Genomic DNA, 19811 nt, shown 5'->3' on the forward strand with positions numbered 1-19811 from the left:
TCATGCGGCGGAACCTTCTGCGGGCGAATCGTATGCCGCAGCGGGCCGGACGCTACGCGTCCAACCGCCGTTCGCGGTCATTCCGTCCGGTACGGCCGGCCGATTCCCCACGGAACGTCGCCATGCGGCGACGGAGTTCCGCACCTGAATATCTACTGATGTGTGGCACGGCTGCTGCCACCAACCGCGCGAACGCAACCCATTATAGGCAAGGCCCGGCCATTGGCTCGCGCGTCCGAACTACGGGGCACAATATGCCTTATGAGTGAAGCTGAAAACACCAAACCCGAACTGCCCGAGAACGTCCGCGTTCGATTCTGCCCCTCGCCGACCGGCACCCCGCATGTCGGCATGATCCGCACCGCCCTGTTCAACTGGGCCGAGGCGCGCGCCACCGGTGGCACCATGGTCTTCCGCATCGAAGACACCGACGCCGAACGCGACAGCGAGGACAGCTACAACCAGATCGTCGAATCCCTGCGCTGGCTGGGCATCGACTGGGACGAAGGCATCGACGTGGGCGGCCCGCACGGCCCCTACCGCCAGTCCCAGCGCTCCGACCTGTACAAGAGCGTCGCCGCCAAGCTGCTTGAGGCCGGCTACGCCTACGAATCCTTCTCCACCCCGGATGAGATCAAGGAGCGTAACCTCGCCGCCGGCCGCCCCGAAGCCTTCGGATACGACGGCTACGACCGGAACCTGAGCGAGGAGCAGAAGGCCGCCTTCCGTGCCGAAGGCCGCCAGCCCGCGCTGCGTTTGCGCATGCCCGACGAGGACGTGGTGTTCGACGACCTGATCCGCGGCACCATCGAATTCAAGGCCGGCAGTGTGCCGGACTATGTGATCGTGCGGCCCAATGGTGACCCGCTGTACACGCTCACCAATCCGGTGGACGACGCGCTGATGGAAATCAACGTCGTGCTGCGCGGCGAGGACCTGCTCAGCTCCACCCCGCGCCAGATCGTGCTCTACCGCTACCTCATGGAGCTCGGCATCGCCAAGCAGATGCCCGTGTTCGGCCACATGCCGTACGTGATGGGCCAGGGCAACAAGAAGCTCTCCAAGCGCGACCCCGAATCGAACCTGTTCAACCACCGCGACAACGGCTTCATCCGCGAGGGCCTGCTCAACTATCTGGCGCTGCTCGGCTGGTCGATCGCGCCCGACAACGACGTATTCTCCATGGACGAGATGGTCGCGAAATTCGACGTGCGCGAAGTGAAGGCCAACCCGGCGCGCTTCGACATCGACAAGGCCATCGCGATCAACGCCGAGCATATCCGCATGCTCGAGCCGGCCGACTTCCTCGCCCGTTCCGTGCCCTATCTGCATCGTGACGGCGTGGTGTCCGCCGAAACGTGGGACGCTCTCACCGACCGTGAACGCGAGATCCTGACCGCCTCCGCCGAACTCGTGCAGCCGCGCGTGCGCCTGCTGGGCGAAGTGGCCGGCATGGTCGGCTCGCTGCTCAGCGAGGAGGGATACATCGAGCCGGAGGATGACGCGCGCAAGACGCTTAAGGACTCCGCCGCCGACGTGCTCGACAAGGCCATCACCGCGCTCGAAGGCGCGGACGAGGCGAACTGGAAGGCCGAGCCGCTGCACGAGCTGCTCAACGTGGCGCTGATCGACGAAGGCGGCTACAAGCCGCGCCTGGCCTTCGGCCCGGTGCGCGTGGCCGTGTCCGGACGCCGCGTGAGCCCGCCGCTGTTCGAATCCATGGAGATCCTGGGCAAGGAGCTCACCGTCGCGCGCCTGAAGGGACTGCGCGAGCATCTGTGACGAGCGGAGGCTCAGGGCGGTTCTTCAGGTGACAGCCCACTGGGCTGTCACCTCCTTGCGTCGCGCGCTTATGTCTTTCCCGAAGGGAAAGACGGCGCGCGACACGCCGGGCTTGCACTTGGGGTTGGAGTTGCGTATATTAATCACTCGTTGCGCGGCACACAGCCAAGCAGCACAGTGAAAACTGAATACGCCCCCATCGTCTAGCGGCCTAGGACTACGCCCTCTCACGGCGCCAACACCGGTTCAAATCCGGTTGGGGGTACGACGAAACAACTTCACAGAAGCTGTTCGCCATGCCAATTGGGGTGTGGTGTAATTGGCAACACAGCTGATTCTGGTTCAGCCATTCTTGGTTCGAGTCCAGGCACCCCAGCGAATGAATCCCTACGGCGGATGCCGCAGGGATTTTTCATATCCTCCGCAGATCAGCCCGGCTCAGAAATCCCAATCGTCGTCATCGGTCTCCTGCGCTTTGCCGATCACATACGAGCTGCCCGAACCGGAGAAGAAATCGTGGTTCTCGTCGGCGTTCGGCGAGAGAGCGGCCAGAATCGACGGGTTCACATCGGTGGCCTCGGCCGGGAACAGCGCCTCATACCCCAGATTCATCAGCGCCTTGTTCGCGTTGTAACGCAGGAACCGCTCCACATCATCCACCAGGCCGACCGGCTCGTACATGCTTTCGGTGTAGCGCTCCTCATTGTCATACAGCTCGTTCAGCAGATCATACGTGTACTCCCGCAGCTCGTCGCGCGCCGCCTGCCCAAGGCTTTCGATGCCGCGCTGGTACTTGTAGCCGATGTAATAGCCGTGCACGGCCTCGTCGCGGATGATTAGGCGAATCACATCCGCCGTGTTCGTGAGCTTGGCGTGCGCGGAGAAATACATCGGCAGATAGAAGCCCGAATAGAACAGGAAGCTTTCGAGCAACGTCGAGGCGACCTTGCGCTTGTAGGGATTGTCGCCCTCGTAATAGTCGAGCACGATGCGCGCCTTGTTCTGCAAAAACTCGTTGCGCTCGCTCCACGCGAACGCCTCGTCGATCTGCTCGCTCGAGCACAGCGTGGAGAAGATCGCGGAATAGGATTTCGCATGCACCGACTCCATGAACGCGATATTCGTATACACCGCCTCCTCATGCGGGGTCAGCGCGTCGGGGATGAGCGAGACCGCGCCCACGGTGCCTTGGATCGTGTCGAGCAGCGTGAGTCCGGTGAACACGCGCATGGTGAGCGTGCGTTCCGCGTCGGTGAGCCGCTGCCAGCTGGGAATGTCGTTGGAGATGGGCACCTTCTCCGGCAGCCAGAAATTGCCGGTCAGGCGGTCCCACACCTCAAGGTCCTTCGGGTCTTCGAGGCGGTTCCAGTTGATCGCGCTGACGCGGTCGATGAGTTTGAGCGGTTGGCGGGGGATGGAGATGGGAGGCATGATGGGTGCTTTCCTTTCGTGCGTTTCACTTCGTTCGATTCACAGCATGCAGCTGACGCACCCGGCGGTTTCGGTGCCGGCGAGCGCCTGCTGGCGGATGCGGATGTAGTACAGGGTTTTGATGCCCTTGCGCCAGGCGTAGATCTGCGCCTGGTTGATGTCGCGCGTGGTGGCGGTGTCGGGGAAGAACAGCGTCAGGCTCAGCCCCTGGTCCACATGGCGCGTGGCGGCGGCGTAGACGTCGATGATCTTCTTCCAGCCGATCTCGTAGGCGTCCTGGAAATACTCGAGGTTGTCGTTGGTCATGAACGCCGCCGGATAGTAGACGCGGCCGATTTTGCCTTCCTTGCGGATCTCGATTTTCGAGGCGATCGGGTGGATGGAGCTGGTGGCGCCGTTGATGTACGAGATGGAGCCGGTCGGCGGCACGGCCTGCAGGTTCTGGTTGTATAGGCCGTCCCTCAGTACGTCGCGCTGCAGCGCCCGCCAATCGTCCGCGGTGGGAATCGCCACCCCGCAGCGCTCGAACAGCGTGCGCACGCGCTCGGTCGCCGGTTCGAGCGGCTGGGTGCCGTCGATATAGCGGTCGAAATAGTTCCCCTCGCCGGCGGGCCGCGCGTAGGCCGATTCGCCGAAACGCGCGAACGGTCGGCCATGCTCGACGGCCAGCAGGTGGGAGGTGCGGTAGGCGTGGTAGGCGACGGTCATGAAGTACATATCCGTGAAGTCGATGGATTCCTCGCTGCCATAGTGGATGCCCTCACGCGCGAGGAAGCCATGCAGGTTCATCTGCCCCAGGCCGATGGCATGACCCTCCTCGTTGGCGCGGCGGATCGAAGGCACACAGTCGATGCTGGTGCGTTCGGCCACCGCGGTCAGCGCGCGGATCGCGGTTTCGACCGTGGCGGCCAGATCGCCGTCCATCGCGTGGGCGATGTTGAGCGAGCCGAGATTGCAGGACACGTCGCGTCCGACATGCGCGTAGGAGAGGTCCTCATGGTAGGCGCTGGGCTCCTGCACCTGCAGGATCTCCGAGCACAGGTTCGACATCGTCACGCGCCCGGCGATCGGATTGGCGCGGTTCACCGTGTCTTCGAACATGAGATAGGGGTAGCCGGATTCGAATTGCAGCTCGGCCAGCGTGGTGAAGAACTTGCGCGCGTCGATATAGGTTTTGCGGATGCGTTCGTCGGCCACCATCTCGTCGTAGCGCTCGCTCACCGAAATGTCGGCGAAGGGCAGGCCGTACACGCGCTCCACGTCGTAGGGACTGAACAGAGCCATCGGTTGCTTGCGTTTGGCTAATTCGAAGGTCACGTCGGGAACCACCACGCCCAAGGCCAGCGTTTTGATGCGGATCTTCTCGTCCGCGTTCTCCCGCTTGGTGTCGAGGAAGCGCAGAATGTCGGGGTGGTGCGCGTTGAGGTACACGGCGCCCGCGCCCTGCCTGGCGCCCAGCTGGTTGGCGTAGGAGAACGAGTCCTCCAGCAGCTTCATCACCGGCACCACGCCCGAGGACTGGTGTTCGATGTGTTTGATCGGAGCGTCCAATTCGCGCAGGTTGCTCAGCAGCAGCGCCACGCCGCCGCCGCGTTTGCTCAGCTGCAGGGCCGCGTTGATGCCGCGCGAAATCGACTCCATATTATCTTCGATGCGCACCAGGAAGCAGCTGACCGCCTCGCCGCGCTGCGCCTTGCCCAGATTGAGGAAGGTCGGCGTCGCCGGCTGGAAGCGCCGCGCGATGATCTCCTCGAAGAACTCCGTGGCACGCTTTTCGTCGCCGCCGGCCAAGGCCAGGGCGACCGCGGCCGCGCGCTGGGGGAAATCTTCGAGATATTGCGTGCCGTCGAAGGTTTTCAGCGCATAGGAAGTGGCGAATTTGAACGCGCCGAGGAAGGTGTCGAATTCGAATCCGCAGGATTCGACGCGCGCGTAGAAGCGGTCGAGGAAGTCGGGGGAGTAGGCGCGGAACACGTCGGCTTCGTAATAGCCGTGGCCGATCAGATAGTCGAGGCGTTCGGCCGTGGAGACGAAGCGCATGGTGTTGGCGGCGACGTGGCCGGTGACGTAGGCGCGCTCGGCCTGCTTGTCTTTGTCGAATTGGATGCGGCCGTCGGCGTCGTAGAGGCCCAGCATCGCGTTCAGCGCGTGGGGGTCGCGCGTCGGGTCGCCGGCTTCGCCTGGGGTGTTCGGAGCGACGGCTTTTTTGGGGGATCGGGACGGATTGTGGTGGGCGATGGGCATCATAATGGCTCCGGGAGATGTGGTGGAGATGACGGATGTGGCGGATGGTGTGGATAGGTCGGATGGTGATGGCGCGGACGCCAAGGATTGGGTGGATTGCGTGGGTTGGACGGATTGCGCGGATCGGGCTGGTCGGGTGGATTGCGCGGATGCGTCGGGCGCGACATCCGCCGTCGGGACTTCGCGGAAGAAGCGGACAAGCCCCGTCCGCATCGCCTGTTCGTCCGAGGGCGTGCCCATCAGTTCGAAACGGAAGAGAAACGGCACATGGTATCGGTCGGCGATCAGGTCGCCCGCCATGCCGTACGCCTCGCCGAAATTCGTGTTGCCGGCCGCGATGACCCCGATCAGCAGACGCGCGTGTTCCGGCTGGCCGAGGAAGCGGCGCACCTGCGGCGGCACGGCTTTATCGATGTCGCCGCCGCCGTAGGTCGGCACCACCAGCACATACGGGACGTCCACACGCAGTGGAGCGTCGGCGGCGCGCAGCGGGATGCGGCGTGTGGTGATGCCGAGGTCCTCAAGCCGGCAGCGTTCCATGAATCGCGCGGTGTTCTCGGAGGCCGAGGAGAAATACACCACCATGCCGATGGAGGCGCGCGGCGAATCGGACTGGGGCGGCTCGGCCGGTTGGGTGCGGCTCGTCGATCGGGTGTCGTCGTCCATATCAGATCGTCGCCGGTTCGCGCCGGTTCGCGCCTGCGGTGGCGGCGAGCTGTTTGATCTTGTCCGGGCGGTAGCCGCTCCAGATGTCGTTGTCGGCGAGCACCACCGGAACCTGCATGAAGCCGGCGGTGCGCAGGAGTTCGGCGGCCTGGGCGTCCTGCGTCACGTCGACGACGGCGAACGGCACTCCCAAGGCGGTGAGCTGCCGTTTTGTGGCGTCGCATTGCGGGCAGGAGGGTTTGGAATACACGGTGACGGCCATGGGCGGTCCTTTCGATGACGATGCCATGCGGCATGGGTGACGGATGTTCAGACTACCGATGCCGTATGCGACCCGCCGGCACAATATCTGGTGACGAATCTCACATGCATGCACTACATATAGTGATTTCACGCTTTTAGAGGTGATGTGATGCAGATGACATGTCGGCGTTTGGCGTGTGTCGCGCGCGGGGGCGGCGGAATCGCGTATCGGTCCGCTCTGCATTAAGGTGGAGCCTATGACGGAATCACAGCGCGCGCCCGAAGGCCTATCGTCCAAGCCTCGCATCAAGCCCGCCGACGCAGGCGACACCCGGCCGGTGTCGGTGTCGGCGCGGCTGGGGCGGCTGCAATTCCACAATTCCGGCAAATTCCGCGTTCTGCAGATCTCCGACATTCAAGACGGGCCGAAGGTCGCCAAAGACACCATCGCGCTGATCGAAGCCTCGCTCGACACCGTGCGTCCCGATCTGGTGATTTTCACCGGCAACCAGATCGCCGGCTATGATTCCGCCTTCGCCGAAACCTTTCGCAAGCGTCGGTGGAGCGGCGTGCGTGCCGATGCCGACGGCTCGAACAGTGCGAACGGCTCGAACGGCTCGGGTGGGGAGGGCGGTCCGGATGAGGCTGCGTTGGATCGCACGCGCGATCTGGTCCGCGGCGCCGTGGCGCAATTCCTAGAACCGTTGGTCTCGCGCGGTGTGCCTTTCGCCGTGACCTACGGCAACCATGACTTCCAATGCGGTCTCGACAACACCGAACTCGACGCCATCTACCGCGAATTCCCCGGTTGTCTGAACGCGCCGCCCTCACCTGACCATCTCATGCCCGAACAAACCGTGCATACGTGCGCGCCTGGCACCCTCGCCCTGCCCGTGGCCGGCATCGAGCGCGCCGGCAACGTGCTCGGCGTGGTATTGGTCGATTCCGGCGACTACGTGCACGGCGGCGGATTCGCCTCGCCTTCGGACGAGGCGTTGGCGTTCCTACGCGACGTGCCGGCGAAAATAGGCGCGCCCTCGCTGGTGTTCCAGCATATGCCGCTGCCGCAGTACTACGACGTGCTCACTGAAGTGCCCTCCACGGCCGCTTTCGCCATGCAGGGGTATCGCACGCACGATTACGCCTATTTCGTGCTGGATGAGACGAAGACGCAGCCCGGCGGCTATCTTGGCGAGGGCGTGAGCTGTCCGGATGCGGATTGCGGCGAATTCGACATCCTGCGCGGCGGCCACGGCGGTTTCATCGGCGTCTCCGCCGCGCATGACCACCGCAATGGATTTGTGGGCGAGTTGGATGGGCTGCTGCTCATCGCCACGCCGACCTGCGGATTCGACACCTATGGGCCGGCACCGGCGAAACGCGCCACCCGACTAATCGAATTCGACATCCGCCACCCATACCAGCCGCGCACGCAGTTGCTGGAATTCGGGGAGATCGTCGGCAAGCCCAGTTCGAAGAAGACCTACACCTACGCATTGAATCAAAAGCCCCCGCAGGATGGTGAGGGCGACGATCTGCTGCGCAAACCCAGCCTGTGGCGTCGTGTGACCGCATGGCTGGCGCGTCGCGGCTGACGTTTAGCGGCCGGATGAGGCCTTGATCAGCGCGTCGGTCAGGTATTTGCCGGCGGCCATCACCAGCGGCGCGTAGCGGCGGCCGGGTGAGGTGGACATGCGTCCGGTGGGGCCGGAGATGGAGATCGCGGCGATCACCTGGCCGGAGGCGTTGCGGATTGGCGCGGAGATCGAACACACGCCCTCTTCGCGTTCGTTGATTGACTCGGCCCATCCGCGCTTGCGCACCTGGGTGAGTTTCGCGGCTGTGAATTTCGCGCGGCGCAATCCCTGATGCAGGCGTTCGGAATCCTCCCATGCCAGAAGGATCTGGGCGGCGGAGCCGGCCTCCATCGACAGCATCGCGCCGACGGGGATGGAGTCGCGCAGGCCCGAGGCGCGTTCCACGGCGGCGATGCACACGCGCTGGTCACCCTGGCGGCGGTAGATCTGCGCGGATTCGCCGGTGCGGTCGAGCAGCGTCTGCAGAATCGGGCCGGCCGCGGTGAGCAGACGGTCCTCGCCGGCGGCGGCGGCCAGTTCCGCGAAGCGCGATCCGAGTACGAAGCGTCCGTGCTGGTCGCGCAGCACGAAGCGATGGCGTTCGAGCGCGATGGCCAATCGATGCGCGGTGGGGCGTGCGAGCCCGGTGGCCGCGACCATCTGTCCGAGGGTGGACGGTCCCGACTCGAGCGCGTCGAGGATTTTCACGGTTTTGTCAAGCACGCCGACGCCGGAATGGATCTCGCCATCGTCCTCGGGGGACGATGGGGTGGGAGCATCGGTGGCGGGAAGTGTGTCATCAAGCGGCATATCGTCCGTATTCTCAAGTTCGGTGGGAGAAGTCATAATCGACGATTATGCCATCTCACATTGTGAAATACCAAATCGTGCAGATGTCCACAGGGTGAGAATCCAACGTCTGAGATGCCGTCATGGTGGCCTTGAGTGGATGAAACGGTGAGATTTCAACGAAACGGTGTGATGCGCGCCAATGCTATCTCATATACCGGCCCCGGCATGAAGTTTCCGGTTCGGCCCAATACGCTGGTTACCACGAACAAGGCGTGAGCACAAGACCTCGCGCGAGAAATCGAGGAGGAACCCGTATGGGAACGACACTGGCCGAGAAGGTCTGGGCCGATCATCTGGTACGCAAGGGCAGCGACGGAGCGCCCGACCTGCTGTACATCGACCTGATGCTCATGCATGAGGTCACCAGCCCGCAGGCGTTCGAAGGACTGCGGCTGGCCGGCCGCACGCCGCGCCATGTGGACCAGCTCATCGCCACCGAGGACCACAACACCCCCACGGTCGACATCGACCGCCCGAATCCGGACGAGACCAGCGCCCTGCAGCTGACCACGCTGGAGAGGAACTGCAAGGAGTTCGGCGTGCGTCTGCATCCGCTGGGCGACGCCGACCAAGGCATCGTGCACGCCTTCGCCCCGATCCTGGGCCTCACCCAGCCGGGCATGACCATCGTGTGCGGCGACTCTCACACCTCCACTCACGGCGCGTTCGGCGCGCTCGCCTTCGGCATCGGCACCTCCGAGGTGGAGCATGTGATGGCCACCCAGACGCTGAGCCTGAAACCGTTCAAAACCATGGCGATCAATGTGGAGGGCGCGCTGCCCGAAGGTGTGACCGCCAAAGACATCATTCTGGCGATCATCGCGAAAATCGGCACCGGCGGCGGCCAGGGCTACGTGCTCGAATACCGCGGCGAGGCGATCCGCCAGCTGTCGATGGACGCGCGCATGACCATCTGCAACATGTCGATCGAGGCGGGCGCGCGCGCCGGCATGATCGCCCCCGACGAGACCACCTTCGAATACCTGAAGGGCCGCCCGCACGCGCCCGAAGGCGAGATGTGGGATAAGGCCGTCGAATATTGGAAGACTCTGCGCACGGACGACGACGCCGTCTTCGACGCCGAAGTGACGCTGGACGCCGCCGACCTGCAGCCGTATGTGACCTGGGGCACCAATCCCGGCCAGGGTCTGCCGATCACGGCGAGCGTGCCGGTGCCCGAGCGGATCGCCGACGCCACCAAGCGCGCCGCCGCCGAACGCGCCATCGCCTACATGGGCTTGGAGCCCGGCATGGCCATCAAGGACATCGCCGTGGACACCGTGTTCATCGGCTCCTGCACCAACGGCCGCATCGAGGATCTGCGCGCGGCCGCCGCGATCATGAAGGGCCACCACAAGGCCGAGTCGATCCACCGCGTGCTCGTGGTGCCCGCCTCCGGCCGTGTGCGCCTGCAGGCGGAGGAGGAGGGCCTCGACCAGGTGTTCAAGGACTTCGGCGCGGAATGGCGCAACGCCGGCTGCTCGATGTGCCTGGGTATGAATCCGGACAAGATGGTGCCGGGCGAGCGTTCCATCTCCACCTCGAACCGCAACTTCGAGGGGCGTCAGGGCAAGGGCTCGCGCACGCACCTCGCCTCGCCGCAGGTGGCCGCCGCGACCGCCATCCGCGGCACGATCTCCAGCCCCGCCGACCTGTGACCGCCCGATCGAAAGCAAGGACAAACCCATGGAAAAACTGACTACGTTGACGGGTGTGGGCGTGCCGCTGCGCCGTTCGAACGTCGATACCGACCAGATCATCCCCGCCGTGTTTTTGAAGCGCGTGACCAAAACGGGCTTCGACGACGCCCTGTTCTACGCCTGGCGTCGTGATCCGGAATTCGTGCTCAACCAGAACGAGTTCGCCAAAGGCCAGATTCTGGTGGCCGGCCCGGAGTTCGGCATCGGCTCCTCCCGCGAGCACGCGGTGTGGGCGCTGCACGATTACGGATTCCGTGTGGTGATCGCCCCGAGCTTCGCCGACATCTTCTACGGCAACACCGCCAAGAACGGCGTGCTGGCGGCCCTGATGCCGCAGGAGTCGGTCGAGCTGCTGTGGAAGCTGCTCGAAGAGGAGCCCGGCCGCGAGATGACCGTGGATCTGGAGCAGCGTACCGTGACCTGCGGCGACGTGACCCTGCCGTTCGAAGTCAACGACTACACCCGCTGGCGCTTGATGAACGGCTACGACGACATCGACCTGACGTTGCAGCATGAGGACGACATCGCCGCCTACGAGGCGATGCGCGCCGAAAAGTTCCCCTTCAAACCCAAGACGCTTCCCGCCAAACATCTGCCCGAGCAGCGCATCGAATCCGCCCGCGATGTGGAATATGAATGGTCAGGACCATTAGCTCATCGCAACTAGCGTTGCGATGAGCTAGCTGACAGCACAGTGTGCTGTCAGCAGGTCCTGAGCTGGGGCACCCGTGGCAACGGGTGCCCCAGCCAATATTGAGCCGGCCGCAGGCCGTCCTTAATTGCAGGACCGGGTCCGTCGCCACAATTGCCGGATCAGGTTCGTTTCGGTGTAGCCGCCGAACACAAAAGGCCCGACACGGCAATGTCGGGCCTTGATTGGTTATCGGCTTTCGCCTCAACTCAAAGGGTACGGGTGAATGGTATCACGGCCTGTATGGGCATCGCCGCGAAGATCGCGGTCGCGTCCTCTTCTTCGTCATCTTGAGCGGAGCACGAAGTGCGGAGTCGAAAGATCTCGTGGCGGTAATCGTTCGGAGATGCTTCGACTTCGCTGCGCTCCGCTCAGCATGACGTTGATGATGGTCATTGCCGGTTCGTCGTATAGCCGTCGTCATCCTGGGCGGAGGGGGTAGCTCGTAGTCGAGGGATCTTGTCACACCTGCTGCGGTAAAGGGCTAAGTACAGCCAACCCGCCAGATCTCGCAACTCGCCACTGCCAACCCCAAAGGGGATTTACGGGCGGTTGATGGTTCCTGATGCCTTGTCTGTTCTTGTTTTTCGGCGTCGGTGGAGTCCGGGGGGGGGGGATACGTTGAAACTGGACTATGCCGTATGCCGCTGTGCGCGCAGGAGAGAACAGAGGTTTGATGATGGTGGAAGCGTTGCGAAAGTCCGCTCCGAAGACCGCGTTATTCGTGTTATTGATGACGTTCGCCACGTTCGCTGTGGTATTCATTTTGGGCATGCTCCCAACTCAGGCGCAGGCGGCGGATGCGAGTGCGACAAAAGGCGCGTTCACGCTGTCCACCACCGACGAGGGCGGTTTGCTCGAGGGCGCGGACGCCGACTACACGTATGAGAACAACACATTGACCATCACCACCGAGAAGCCCGTGATGGTGGGCATGTCCGATGCGGCGCAGGAAACGATCGATTACACGGACGCCAATGGCGATCCCCAGTCGGTCCCCAACGGTACCAAGACCGACAGGATCGTCGTGAACCCGGGCGCGGGCAAGACCGCGAACGTGACCTTCGACGGCGTGGCGATCGACCGAAGTAACAACACCAGGGTAGCCGCCGTGTTGGTGCAGTCGGGTTCGTTGTCTCTCACGCTCAAGGGTGATAGCGTGCTCAAGAGCGGTGGTTATTGTGCCGGTTTGCAGAGTGCGGGACGGTCGTTGTCCATCTCCGGAGAAGATGATGGTTTCCTCAGCGCGACGGGCGGTATCTTTGCTGCCGGTGTTGGCGGCGGAGTCCTTGCTGACGCTCCGGTCAGTGTCGTGGTTTCGGGTGGTACGGTCGTCGCGACGGGCGGTACGGCTGCTGCCGGTATCGGCGGCGGAGCCGTGGCTCAGGCTCAGGCTTCGGTCGATGTTGTGGTTTCGGGTGGTACGCTCGTCGCGACGGGCGACCGGGGAGGTGCTGGTGTCGGCGGCGGAGACTCTGCTCAAGCTTCGGTCGATGTTGTGGTTTCGGGTGGTACGGTCACCGCGACGGGCGGCAACGATGCCGCTGGTGTCGGCGGCGGATACTGGGCTGAGGCTCCGGTCGATGTCAGGGTTTCGGGTGGCAGGATTACGGCCGTTGCGGGTTCTGGTGTCTATGTCGCTATAGGTGACGGCGCCAGTAAGGGGTCGGGCGTTCCTGACGCTGTGGTGTCCATTACGGGTGGTTTTTTCGCGGATAAGACGGTGGATCCTTCGTCGGCGACGGAGGTGTATCGACAGGCGCCCGCTGATGGTCATGTGGTGTATGCGAATGATGACAAGGGCTCGAGTTCGGCGTATCCGTTGGCTGTCGGTCGTGATCCGTTGTCGTTGAGGGATTCGGTTGTGTATGACGGTTCCGCAGTGTCTGTTTCTGATGTGGTGTCCATGTCGGAGGGTGCCGAAAAAGCGGGTGTGAAGGTGTCGTTGCGGTATCGTCTTGTTCCTGTGGGCGCGGGTGGGAGCGCGTGGACTGATGAGGCTCCGTCTGCCGCGGGCGTGTATGAGGTCGAGGCGTCGACTAGCACGGTGGTGTCGGGTAAGGGGTCTTCGCGTGTTCAGTGGGCGGCCGTGACGAAGACGGGCACGTTCACCATCGAGCGGAAGGCGCTGACGGTGACGGCCAAGAGTTTCGAGGTGGCGTATCGTGCCGATGCTCCCATATATTCGGCCGAGGCGTCCGGTTGGGTCGATGGCGAGGCGGATTCGTTGTCCGCCACGTTGTTCGAGGAGCTGGCCTATGACTGCGAATACGCGAAGGGTTCGCCCGTCAGGGACGGCGGTTACGAGGTCGCGCTGAAGTGGAAGACGGACGCTCCCAAGGAGTTGGCGAACTATGCGGTGGCGCTCAAGCCGGGCAAGGTGACGGTGGTGAAGTCCGCCAGTACGGTGACGGCCGACTCGTATAAGGGCGAGGATAAGGAGTCCTCGTTCACGTATGGCGACACGATCACCGTGAAGGCCACGGTGACGGCCACGGGCAATGAGCCGGGTGCTGTGGTGTTCGCCGCTCCGCGTGGTCTGTCGGATGGTTCGGGGTTCGGTCTGTCCGGTTTGTCGGATGGTGCTGGTTCGTCCGGGGTGTCGGATTCGTCCTCGCCGGGCACTGCGGCCCTGTATCTGGGGACGGAGGAGCTGACCGGTGACATGACGGTCACGGACAACAAGGACGGCTCGTATTCGTTCGCGTTGGAGTATGACACGTCGAGGAAGGGCGTTCCCATCGAGGACGGCCAGTCGTTGACGGTGAAGTTCTCCGGCAACGCCAATGTCGCGGATTGCGAGAAGACGGTGACGGTCGATCTGAAGGCGAAGCCCGTGGCCGTGACCGTGTCGGGCGACGCGTCAAAGACGTACGACGGCTCGACCGCCGTGCCTGCGGGACATACGCTTGGGATTGGTTTGTCCGGCGTGCTCGAGGATGACGACGTGTCGGCTTCGGCGCAGTACGAGTTCGACTCCGCGAATGCGGGTTCTAAGACGGTCATGGTGTCGGATATCGCCTTGTCGGGTGATCAGTCCGGCTGGTACGCGCTGCCGTCCGAGTTGCCGTCGCCGCATACGGTGACGTCCGGCATCGCCAAGCGTGTGCTGACGGCTTCCGTGACGGTGTCGGGCAGGACGTATGACGGCACCACCATCGCGCCGGTCGATACGGCGTCGTTCAAGAATCTGGCCGATGGCGAGAGTCTGAAGCGGGGTGAGGATTTCACGGTCTCGGCCGTGTTCGACAAGGCCGACGCGGGCGGGCGGACCGCCCGGGCGACGGTCGTGTTGAAGGACACCGCCGCGGCGTCGAACTACACGTTCGCCAATGGTTCGGCTGCGGTCACGGTCGATGCGGGCAAGGCGACGGTCGCGCCCGCCAGGCTGGTCGTGACGGCCGAGGATGTCGAGGTGGCGTACGGGTCGGTTGATCCCGCGTATTCGGCCACGGTGTCCGGTTGGGTCAACGGCGAGGGTTCTTCGTTGTCCGACACGTTGTCCAAGGCGTTGGCTTATGAGTGCGAATATGCGGCGGGTTCGCCCGTCAAGGACGGTGGTTACGCGGTCACGCCGAAGTGGAAGACGGACGCTCCCAAGGAGTTGTCGAACTACGCGGTGGAGTTCGTGTCGGGCACGGTGACGGTGGTCCGTTCCGCCGGTGTGGTGGAGGACGGCGACATCGGCGCCTATGATGCCGACGGCAAGCCGTCCTCCTCGTTCACGTATGGCGAGAAGATCATCGTGAGGGCGACCGTGAAGGCGACGGGCAAGAGGTCCGAATCGGCTGGCGCGTCCTTGTTGTCGCGCTTGTCGGGTCTGGCGGGTCTGTCGGATGATCCGGCGTCGGGCACCGCGGCCCTGTACTACGACGGGACGAGGCTGACCGGGGACGCGGAGGCGGAGGATAACGGCGACGGCTCGTATTCGGTCGTGCTGTCGTATGACACGGCGCTCAGGCTCATGCCCGCCGGCACCCGGGTGTTGACGGTGCGTTTCTCCCGGGATGCGAATCTGTCGGATGTGGAGGCGGACGTGGAGGTCTCGCTCGCGAAGCGCGTGTTGAAGGCGAGCGTTGAGGGTGACGTGTCCAAGACGTACGATGGTTCGACCGCGGTGCCTGATGGGCATTCGTTGGGGATTGGCCTGTCCGACGATGTGCTTACGGGCGATAAGGTGTCGGCGTCTGCGGCGGAGTATGCGTTCGCGGAGGCGAGGGCGGGCACCAAGGGGGTCAATGCCTCCGGGGTTGCCCTGTCGGATGGTTGGGGCGATTGGTATGTGTTGGAGTCCACGGAGGCGACCGGTATGGTCGCGTCGGGCATCGCCAAGCGCGCGCTGACGGTGAGGGCCGAGAACGTCGGGGTGGTGTATGGGGCGGAGCCTCCCGCGTATTCGGTTGTGGCCGATGGTTGGGCCGATGGTGAGGGTGGTTCGTTGTTGTCGGTGTTGCTTGCCGCGTTGGATTACGACTGCGGTTATGTGAAGGGCTCGCCCGTCATCGAGACCGGTTACGCAGTCGTACCGAAGTGGGCCGATAAGGCTCCGGACGTCCTGTCGAATTACGCGGTGTCGTTTGAGTCCGGCACGGTGACGGTTTCGCGCGCCCAGGGCGTGTTGACCTTGACGCCAGACGCCGACCAGTCCGTGGTCTATGGCGACGCGGGTTTCAAGCTGACGGCCGTGTCGAACAGTGGTGGCGTGGTGTCGTTCTCGTCGAGTGATACGGGCGTGGCGACGGTGGACGCGCAGGGTAACGTGTCGGTCGTGGGCGCGGGCGAGGCGACGATCACCGCCGTGTTGGCCGAGACTCAGAATCATACGGGCGCGTCCGCGTCGGTGTCGTTGACTGTCTCCAAGAGCGGTGACGCGTTCCGGTTGGATACGGTGGCCGTGGGCGCGGTCTATGGCGATTCGGGCTTCGTGTTGGCGCCGTTCGCGTCCATCGGCGCGGGAACGATCAGCTACGCGTCTTCTAATGAGGCTGTGGCGACGGTCGACGCGGCGGGCCGCGTGAGCGTCACAGGCGCGGGAGAGGCAGTCCTGACTGTGAGTTCCGAGGCGAGCGTGAATTTCGAGGCGAAGAGCGTCGAGGTCGTGTTGAGCGTGCTTCCGCGTCCCGTGAGCGTCGTGTGGGATGCCGAGGCCACGTCCGCGACCGCGTCCGATGGCGTGTCCGTGGATTCGTCCGTGTTCGAGTACGCATACGACGGCGCGGCGCACGCGCCCACGGCGTCGGTGTCGAACCTCGTGGCCGGCGACGAGTGCGTGCTGACGGTCTCGGGCGTGCAGAGCGACGCGGGCTCGTATACCGCGACGGTGACGGGCGTGTCCAACGCGAACTACACGTTGGAAGGCGCGGCGAACCTGACCCAGGGCTTCTCGATCACGCCCGCCGCGTTCTCGTACACGGTCGAGGACCGGACCGTGAAGGCGGGCTCCACCCTCGCCGACCTGGCCGTGGCCGCTTCGGGCGTGGGCGTGACCCTGCCGGACGGCACGGTCGAGGCGGTGCCGGGCGTGATCGCCTGGTACGCGGACGCCGAACACGCGACACCGTTGGACGCCTCCCACGCATTGCGTTCCGCTGATGGTTCGCCGGTGTCCCTGTGGTGGACGTTCACTCCGAGCGCGGACGCCGCGAACTATACGGGCACGGCGACCGGCATGGCGACGGTTTCGGTCGAGGCCGTGTCGACGGATGCCGGTGTGGTCGTGAATCCGGACGGTTCGGCGAGTCTGCCCGACGACAAGGGCACGGTCGCGCCCGGCGGCGATAAGCCGGTCGTGGTGAACCCGGACGGTTCCATCACCCTGCCCGAGGGTGGCACGTTCACCCCGAACCCCGATATCGCCGGCGGGGAGAGCGGCGTGGAGGTCGTGGTGCCTGCGGGTGGCACGATCCGTCCGGACGGGACCGTGGTCGACAAGGACGGTACCAGCGTGTGGACTCCCGTCATCGAGGAGCCGGAGAATCCGGACAATCCGGGCGATAATCCGGAGGATCCGGGCGATTCCGAGAAGCCGGGCGACAACCCGGAGAACCCCGGCGACGGCGACAACGCCGGTTCGGACGGCGACCAGAACGGCGGTTCGGATGACAAGAAGGACGGCGGTTCGGACAACAAGAAGTCGGACGGGCAGTCGGAGAACCTGTCCGAGAGCGGGATCGGCGTGGCTGCGCCCCTTATGGCCGTGATAGTCCTGATGAGCCTCGGTCTGGGTGCGGTCGTCCTTCGCCGCAGGGTTTGAGATCCCTCGACTCCGGCTCCGCCTCCGCTCGGGATGACGATACGTATGTCATGCTGAGCGGAGGCGGAGCGGAGTCGAAGCATCTCGGAATGATGCAATGGGAGGAAGGGCAGCATCCGTTCAGGCTTCAGGCGCAGCCCATTCGGCCAGTTCGGCGGCGTGTTTGCCGCGGATGGCGTGGAAGCGCAATTCGCTTTGCCCGTTCATCACGAACAGCGGCATGGACAGCTGTTCGACGCCGCTTGCCATACGCCATGGCGTGGTGGTGCGGCTCACGCTTTGCACGCGTGATCGTCGGGTGAACATCGTGCGTTCGCTGAGTGCGCTCGCGCCGGTGACCGCGATGCGCATGGAATCATGACGTACGTGGCTCACTTCGCTATCCAGTGCGTTTGAGACTGTGATGCGCATGGGGTCATGACGTGCATGGCTCTCCGCACCATCCGGCGTGCTCGTGCCGTTGAACCGCAGCTCATAGCCCTCCGTGCGGGCTTTGAGCCAACGGCAGGCGAGCCACCAGACGGTTGCGATCACGCCGGCCGCCACGGCCCACCACCACGGATTGGCATATGCCGGCAGATCCGGGAAGGTGACCAGCGCGGCGGCGAGGAACACCAGCGTGACCAGCGTGCCGACCACAGCCGGCGTGGCCAGATAGTAGCGTTCCAGTCCCCGGCCTGTGCGGATGACGTTCGGTTCGCGCACATCCCATTCGGGCAGCATGTCGCGCAGCGCGTCCCACACCCGCTTGTCGCTGATGACGGGCAGCACGTTCGTTCCCGTCATGGCGTCGGCGTCGCCGGACGCCGCGGTGTTGGTGCTGAGCCCCACCTCCGCCGAGCACAGGTGCAACGCTTTGCGCGGCAGCGATTGTTTGATGGTGATGGTCTGGATGCGGCTGACGGGGATGGTCATGGTTCGGCGGGTGAACAGGCCGCGCGCGACCACCAGGTCGTCGCCGCGCCGCCATACTTCGAAACCGTAGAAGCGCAGCATTGCGGTGACGATGCTGACCGCCAGCAAGGTCGCGACCACCGCCAAGGCCAGCGCCACGATGGCGAACGCGCCGCGCGCGACGAAGCCTCCGACGGAATCCGTGGCCACGTCGACCCAATGCGACGGCACAAGATCCTCCAGTTGTTGCATGAATCCCAAAACGACCAATGCGGCGGCGAAGACGCCGATATCGGTGGTCGCGAACAGGAGGATGTCGCGCACCGACGCGCGGAACACCGGCCGATTGGGCGCCTGAGCATCGGACACATGGGTTTCCGCGATGCTCGAAGCGATTGATCCACTGCCGATGGTTTCGCCAGACGCAGTCTCCCCGTTCGTCGCCGTCTGGCGCAGCCGTTCCAATTCGAGTTGCAGCGCCACGGGCACCGCGTCCAGCGTGATGTCGACGTCGGCCGAGCCGCCGGACGCGACGGTGAGCCGCACCACGCCGAACGGGCGCATATACCATGGGGTCGTCGCGCTGATCGCGTGAATCCGGTCGTAGCCAATCGCACGGCGCTTGCGGACGAACAGTCCGGACCGGAACGACAGGCCGTCGGCATCCAGCCGGTAGCGCGTGCTCAGCCAGATGATCGCCGGACGGACGAGTACCGCCACCGCGGCCAACGCGAGCAGCGCCCACACCCACGGGCCGAAATCCCGCACGATGATCCGAATCGCCACCAGCAACGACAGCGTCAGACTCACCATCGTGGTTATGGAATCGACCAATTCCACAACCAGCGCGGTCGGATGCAGACGGCACCACGCGGAGTCGAGCCGCCCGCTCATCACAGGTCCTCCTTCGCGGCGAGCACGCGCGCGGTGATGAGCTCCACCACCCGCTGCGCCTCGTCGACATCCAGCGCCTCGATGGTGTGCTCGCCCACCGCGGTATGCACGATCACCGCCATCAGGTCGAAGGTGCGCAGCACCGGCCCCTGTTTGGTGTCCACATGCTGCACGCGGTTGAACGGCACCGTGGTGGTCGAACGCAGCAGCCAGCCCTTCTTGAGCACCAGCTCGCGCTCGCCGATGGCGAAGCGGTTGAATGCGTACTGGTAGGCCGTCTGCAGCGGCTGCACGGCCAGCGAGACGATATCCAGCGCGGCGACGATACCGATGATCAGCCCCGGCCAGAATCCCCACCAATCATTGGCCAGGCAGGCCGCGACCGCCGCGGCGCAACAGGCCAATACCACAACCGTCGCAATCGCCTGGTTGAGCATCCACACCCGCTTGACCCGAGGCGGCAGCGCGCGCCACTGACGCGTCTCCCGGTGCGCCTGCGATGCGAAGGGGCCCTGCATATCGTTCCTCTCCATGGCGTCGCCCTCGGTGTTCCATGAGTTCTCCATACGTTCCACTGTATGTGC

General features: G+C 64.3%; 11 protein-coding genes and 2 tRNA genes. 7 read left to right on the top strand and 6 right to left on the bottom strand.

Annotated elements, in window-relative coordinates; all coding sequences use genetic code 11:
• The first annotated feature begins 261 nt into the window (after positions 1-261).
• The 3 genes from gltX to BE0216_RS08695 all read left to right on the top strand — a co-directional run bounded on the left by gltX (position 262) and on the right by BE0216_RS08695 (position 2158).
• Positions 262-1782 (top strand): glutamate--tRNA ligase, encoded by a 1521-nt coding sequence (gene gltX, locus BE0216_RS08685; protein ID WP_094637619.1) that lies wholly within the window; start codon positions 262-264, stop codon positions 1780-1782.
• A gap of 192 nt (positions 1783-1974) precedes the next feature.
• A tRNA-Glu gene (locus BE0216_RS08690) sits at positions 1975-2047 on the top strand.
• A gap of 39 nt (positions 2048-2086) precedes the next feature.
• A tRNA-Gln gene (locus tag BE0216_RS08695) sits at positions 2087-2158 on the top strand.
• Between the two features lie 62 nt (positions 2159-2220).
• On the opposite strand, the gene nrdF is transcribed toward BE0216_RS08695, so the two are convergent.
• The 3 genes from nrdF to BE0216_RS08710 are packed head-to-tail and all read right to left on the bottom strand — an operon-like array spanning position 2221 to position 6385.
• Entirely contained in the window at positions 2221-3213 is a 993-nt protein-coding gene (nrdF, locus tag BE0216_RS08700; protein ID WP_094637620.1) for a class 1b ribonucleoside-diphosphate reductase subunit beta, read from the bottom strand.
• Positions 3214-3252: 39 nt separating this feature from the next.
• The gene (gene nrdE / locus BE0216_RS08705) at positions 3253-6123 is read right to left on the bottom strand and encodes a class 1b ribonucleoside-diphosphate reductase subunit alpha (RefSeq protein ID WP_094637621.1); all 2871 of its coding nucleotides are present in this window, start codon (positions 6121-6123) and stop codon (positions 3253-3255) included.
• A 1-nt stretch (position 6124) separates the two neighbouring features.
• Positions 6125-6385 (bottom strand): glutaredoxin family protein, encoded by a 261-nt coding sequence (locus tag BE0216_RS08710; RefSeq protein ID WP_094637622.1) that lies wholly within the window; start codon positions 6383-6385, stop codon positions 6125-6127.
• Positions 6386-6623: 238 nt separating this feature from the next.
• Between BE0216_RS08710 and BE0216_RS08715 the strand changes: the two genes are divergently transcribed.
• On the top strand, positions 6624-7961 hold the full coding sequence (locus BE0216_RS08715; protein ID WP_094637623.1) for a metallophosphoesterase: 1338 nt from the start codon (positions 6624-6626) through the stop codon (positions 7959-7961).
• Positions 7962-7964: 3 nt separating this feature from the next.
• On the opposite strand, the gene BE0216_RS08720 is transcribed toward BE0216_RS08715, so the two are convergent.
• On the bottom strand, positions 7965-8753 hold the full coding sequence (locus BE0216_RS08720) for an IclR family transcriptional regulator (RefSeq protein WP_094637655.1): 789 nt from the start codon (positions 8751-8753) through the stop codon (positions 7965-7967).
• Between the two features lie 296 nt (positions 8754-9049).
• On the opposite strand from BE0216_RS08720, the gene leuC reads away from it, so the two are divergent.
• The 3 genes from leuC (at position 9050) to BE0216_RS08735 (ending at position 17439) form a co-directional block, all read left to right on the top strand.
• Complete coding sequence (gene leuC / locus BE0216_RS08725) at positions 9050-10453, top strand: 3-isopropylmalate dehydratase large subunit (protein WP_094637624.1); 1404 nt, start codon at positions 9050-9052, stop codon at positions 10451-10453.
• 28 nt (positions 10454-10481) lie between these two features.
• On the top strand, positions 10482-11162 hold the full coding sequence (gene leuD, locus BE0216_RS08730; protein ID WP_094637625.1) for a 3-isopropylmalate dehydratase small subunit: 681 nt from the start codon (positions 10482-10484) through the stop codon (positions 11160-11162).
• A gap of 796 nt (positions 11163-11958) precedes the next feature.
• Positions 11959-17439, top strand: coding sequence for a YDG domain-containing protein (locus BE0216_RS08735; protein WP_158217245.1), 5481 nt, complete (start codon positions 11959-11961; stop codon positions 17437-17439).
• 120 nt (positions 17440-17559) lie between these two features.
• Here the strand turns inward: BE0216_RS08735 and BE0216_RS08740 are convergent, their stop codons facing one another.
• A complete protein-coding gene (locus BE0216_RS08740) occupies positions 17560-19227 on the bottom strand; it encodes a PH domain-containing protein (RefSeq protein WP_094637627.1) in 1668 nt (555 codons plus the stop codon).
• A complete protein-coding gene (locus BE0216_RS08745; protein WP_158217246.1) occupies positions 19227-19793 on the bottom strand; it encodes a PH domain-containing protein in 567 nt (188 codons plus the stop codon). The genes BE0216_RS08740 and BE0216_RS08745 overlap by 1 nt, the downstream gene beginning before the upstream one ends.
• Between the last annotated feature and the right edge of the window lie 18 nt (positions 19794-19811).

It is taken from the genome of Bifidobacterium eulemuris (assembly GCF_014898155.1).
Taxonomy (GTDB): domain Bacteria; phylum Actinomycetota; class Actinomycetes; order Actinomycetales; family Bifidobacteriaceae; genus Bifidobacterium; species Bifidobacterium eulemuris.

Excerpts from the sequence above, each read along its gene's own strand:
- BE0216_RS08720 (WP_094637655.1), bottom strand. The coding sequence starts at position 8,753 with ATGCCGCTTGATGACACACTTCCCGCCACCGATGCTCCCACCCCATCG.
- BE0216_RS08715 (WP_094637623.1), top strand. The coding sequence starts at position 6,624 with ATGACGGAATCACAGCGCGCGCCCGAAGGCCTATCGTCCAAGCCTCGC.
- BE0216_RS08710 (WP_094637622.1), bottom strand. The coding sequence starts at position 6,385 with ATGGCCGTCACCGTGTATTCCAAACCCTCCTGCCCGCAATGCGACGCC.
- leuD (WP_094637625.1), top strand. The coding sequence starts at position 10,482 with ATGGAAAAACTGACTACGTTGACGGGTGTGGGCGTGCCGCTGCGCCGT.
- nrdE (WP_094637621.1), bottom strand. The coding sequence starts at position 6,123 with ATGGACGACGACACCCGATCGACGAGCCGCACCCAACCGGCCGAGCCG.
- nrdF (WP_094637620.1), bottom strand. The coding sequence starts at position 3,213 with ATGCCTCCCATCTCCATCCCCCGCCAACCGCTCAAACTCATCGACCGC.
- gltX (WP_094637619.1), top strand. The coding sequence starts at position 262 with ATGAGTGAAGCTGAAAACACCAAACCCGAACTGCCCGAGAACGTCCGC.
- leuC (WP_094637624.1), top strand. The coding sequence starts at position 9,050 with ATGGGAACGACACTGGCCGAGAAGGTCTGGGCCGATCATCTGGTACGC.
- BE0216_RS08735 (WP_158217245.1), top strand. The coding sequence starts at position 11,959 with ATGCTCCCAACTCAGGCGCAGGCGGCGGATGCGAGTGCGACAAAAGGC.
- BE0216_RS08745 (WP_158217246.1), bottom strand. The coding sequence starts at position 19,793 with ATGGAGAACTCATGGAACACCGAGGGCGACGCCATGGAGAGGAACGAT.
- BE0216_RS08740 (WP_094637627.1), bottom strand. The coding sequence starts at position 19,227 with ATGAGCGGGCGGCTCGACTCCGCGTGGTGCCGTCTGCATCCGACCGCG.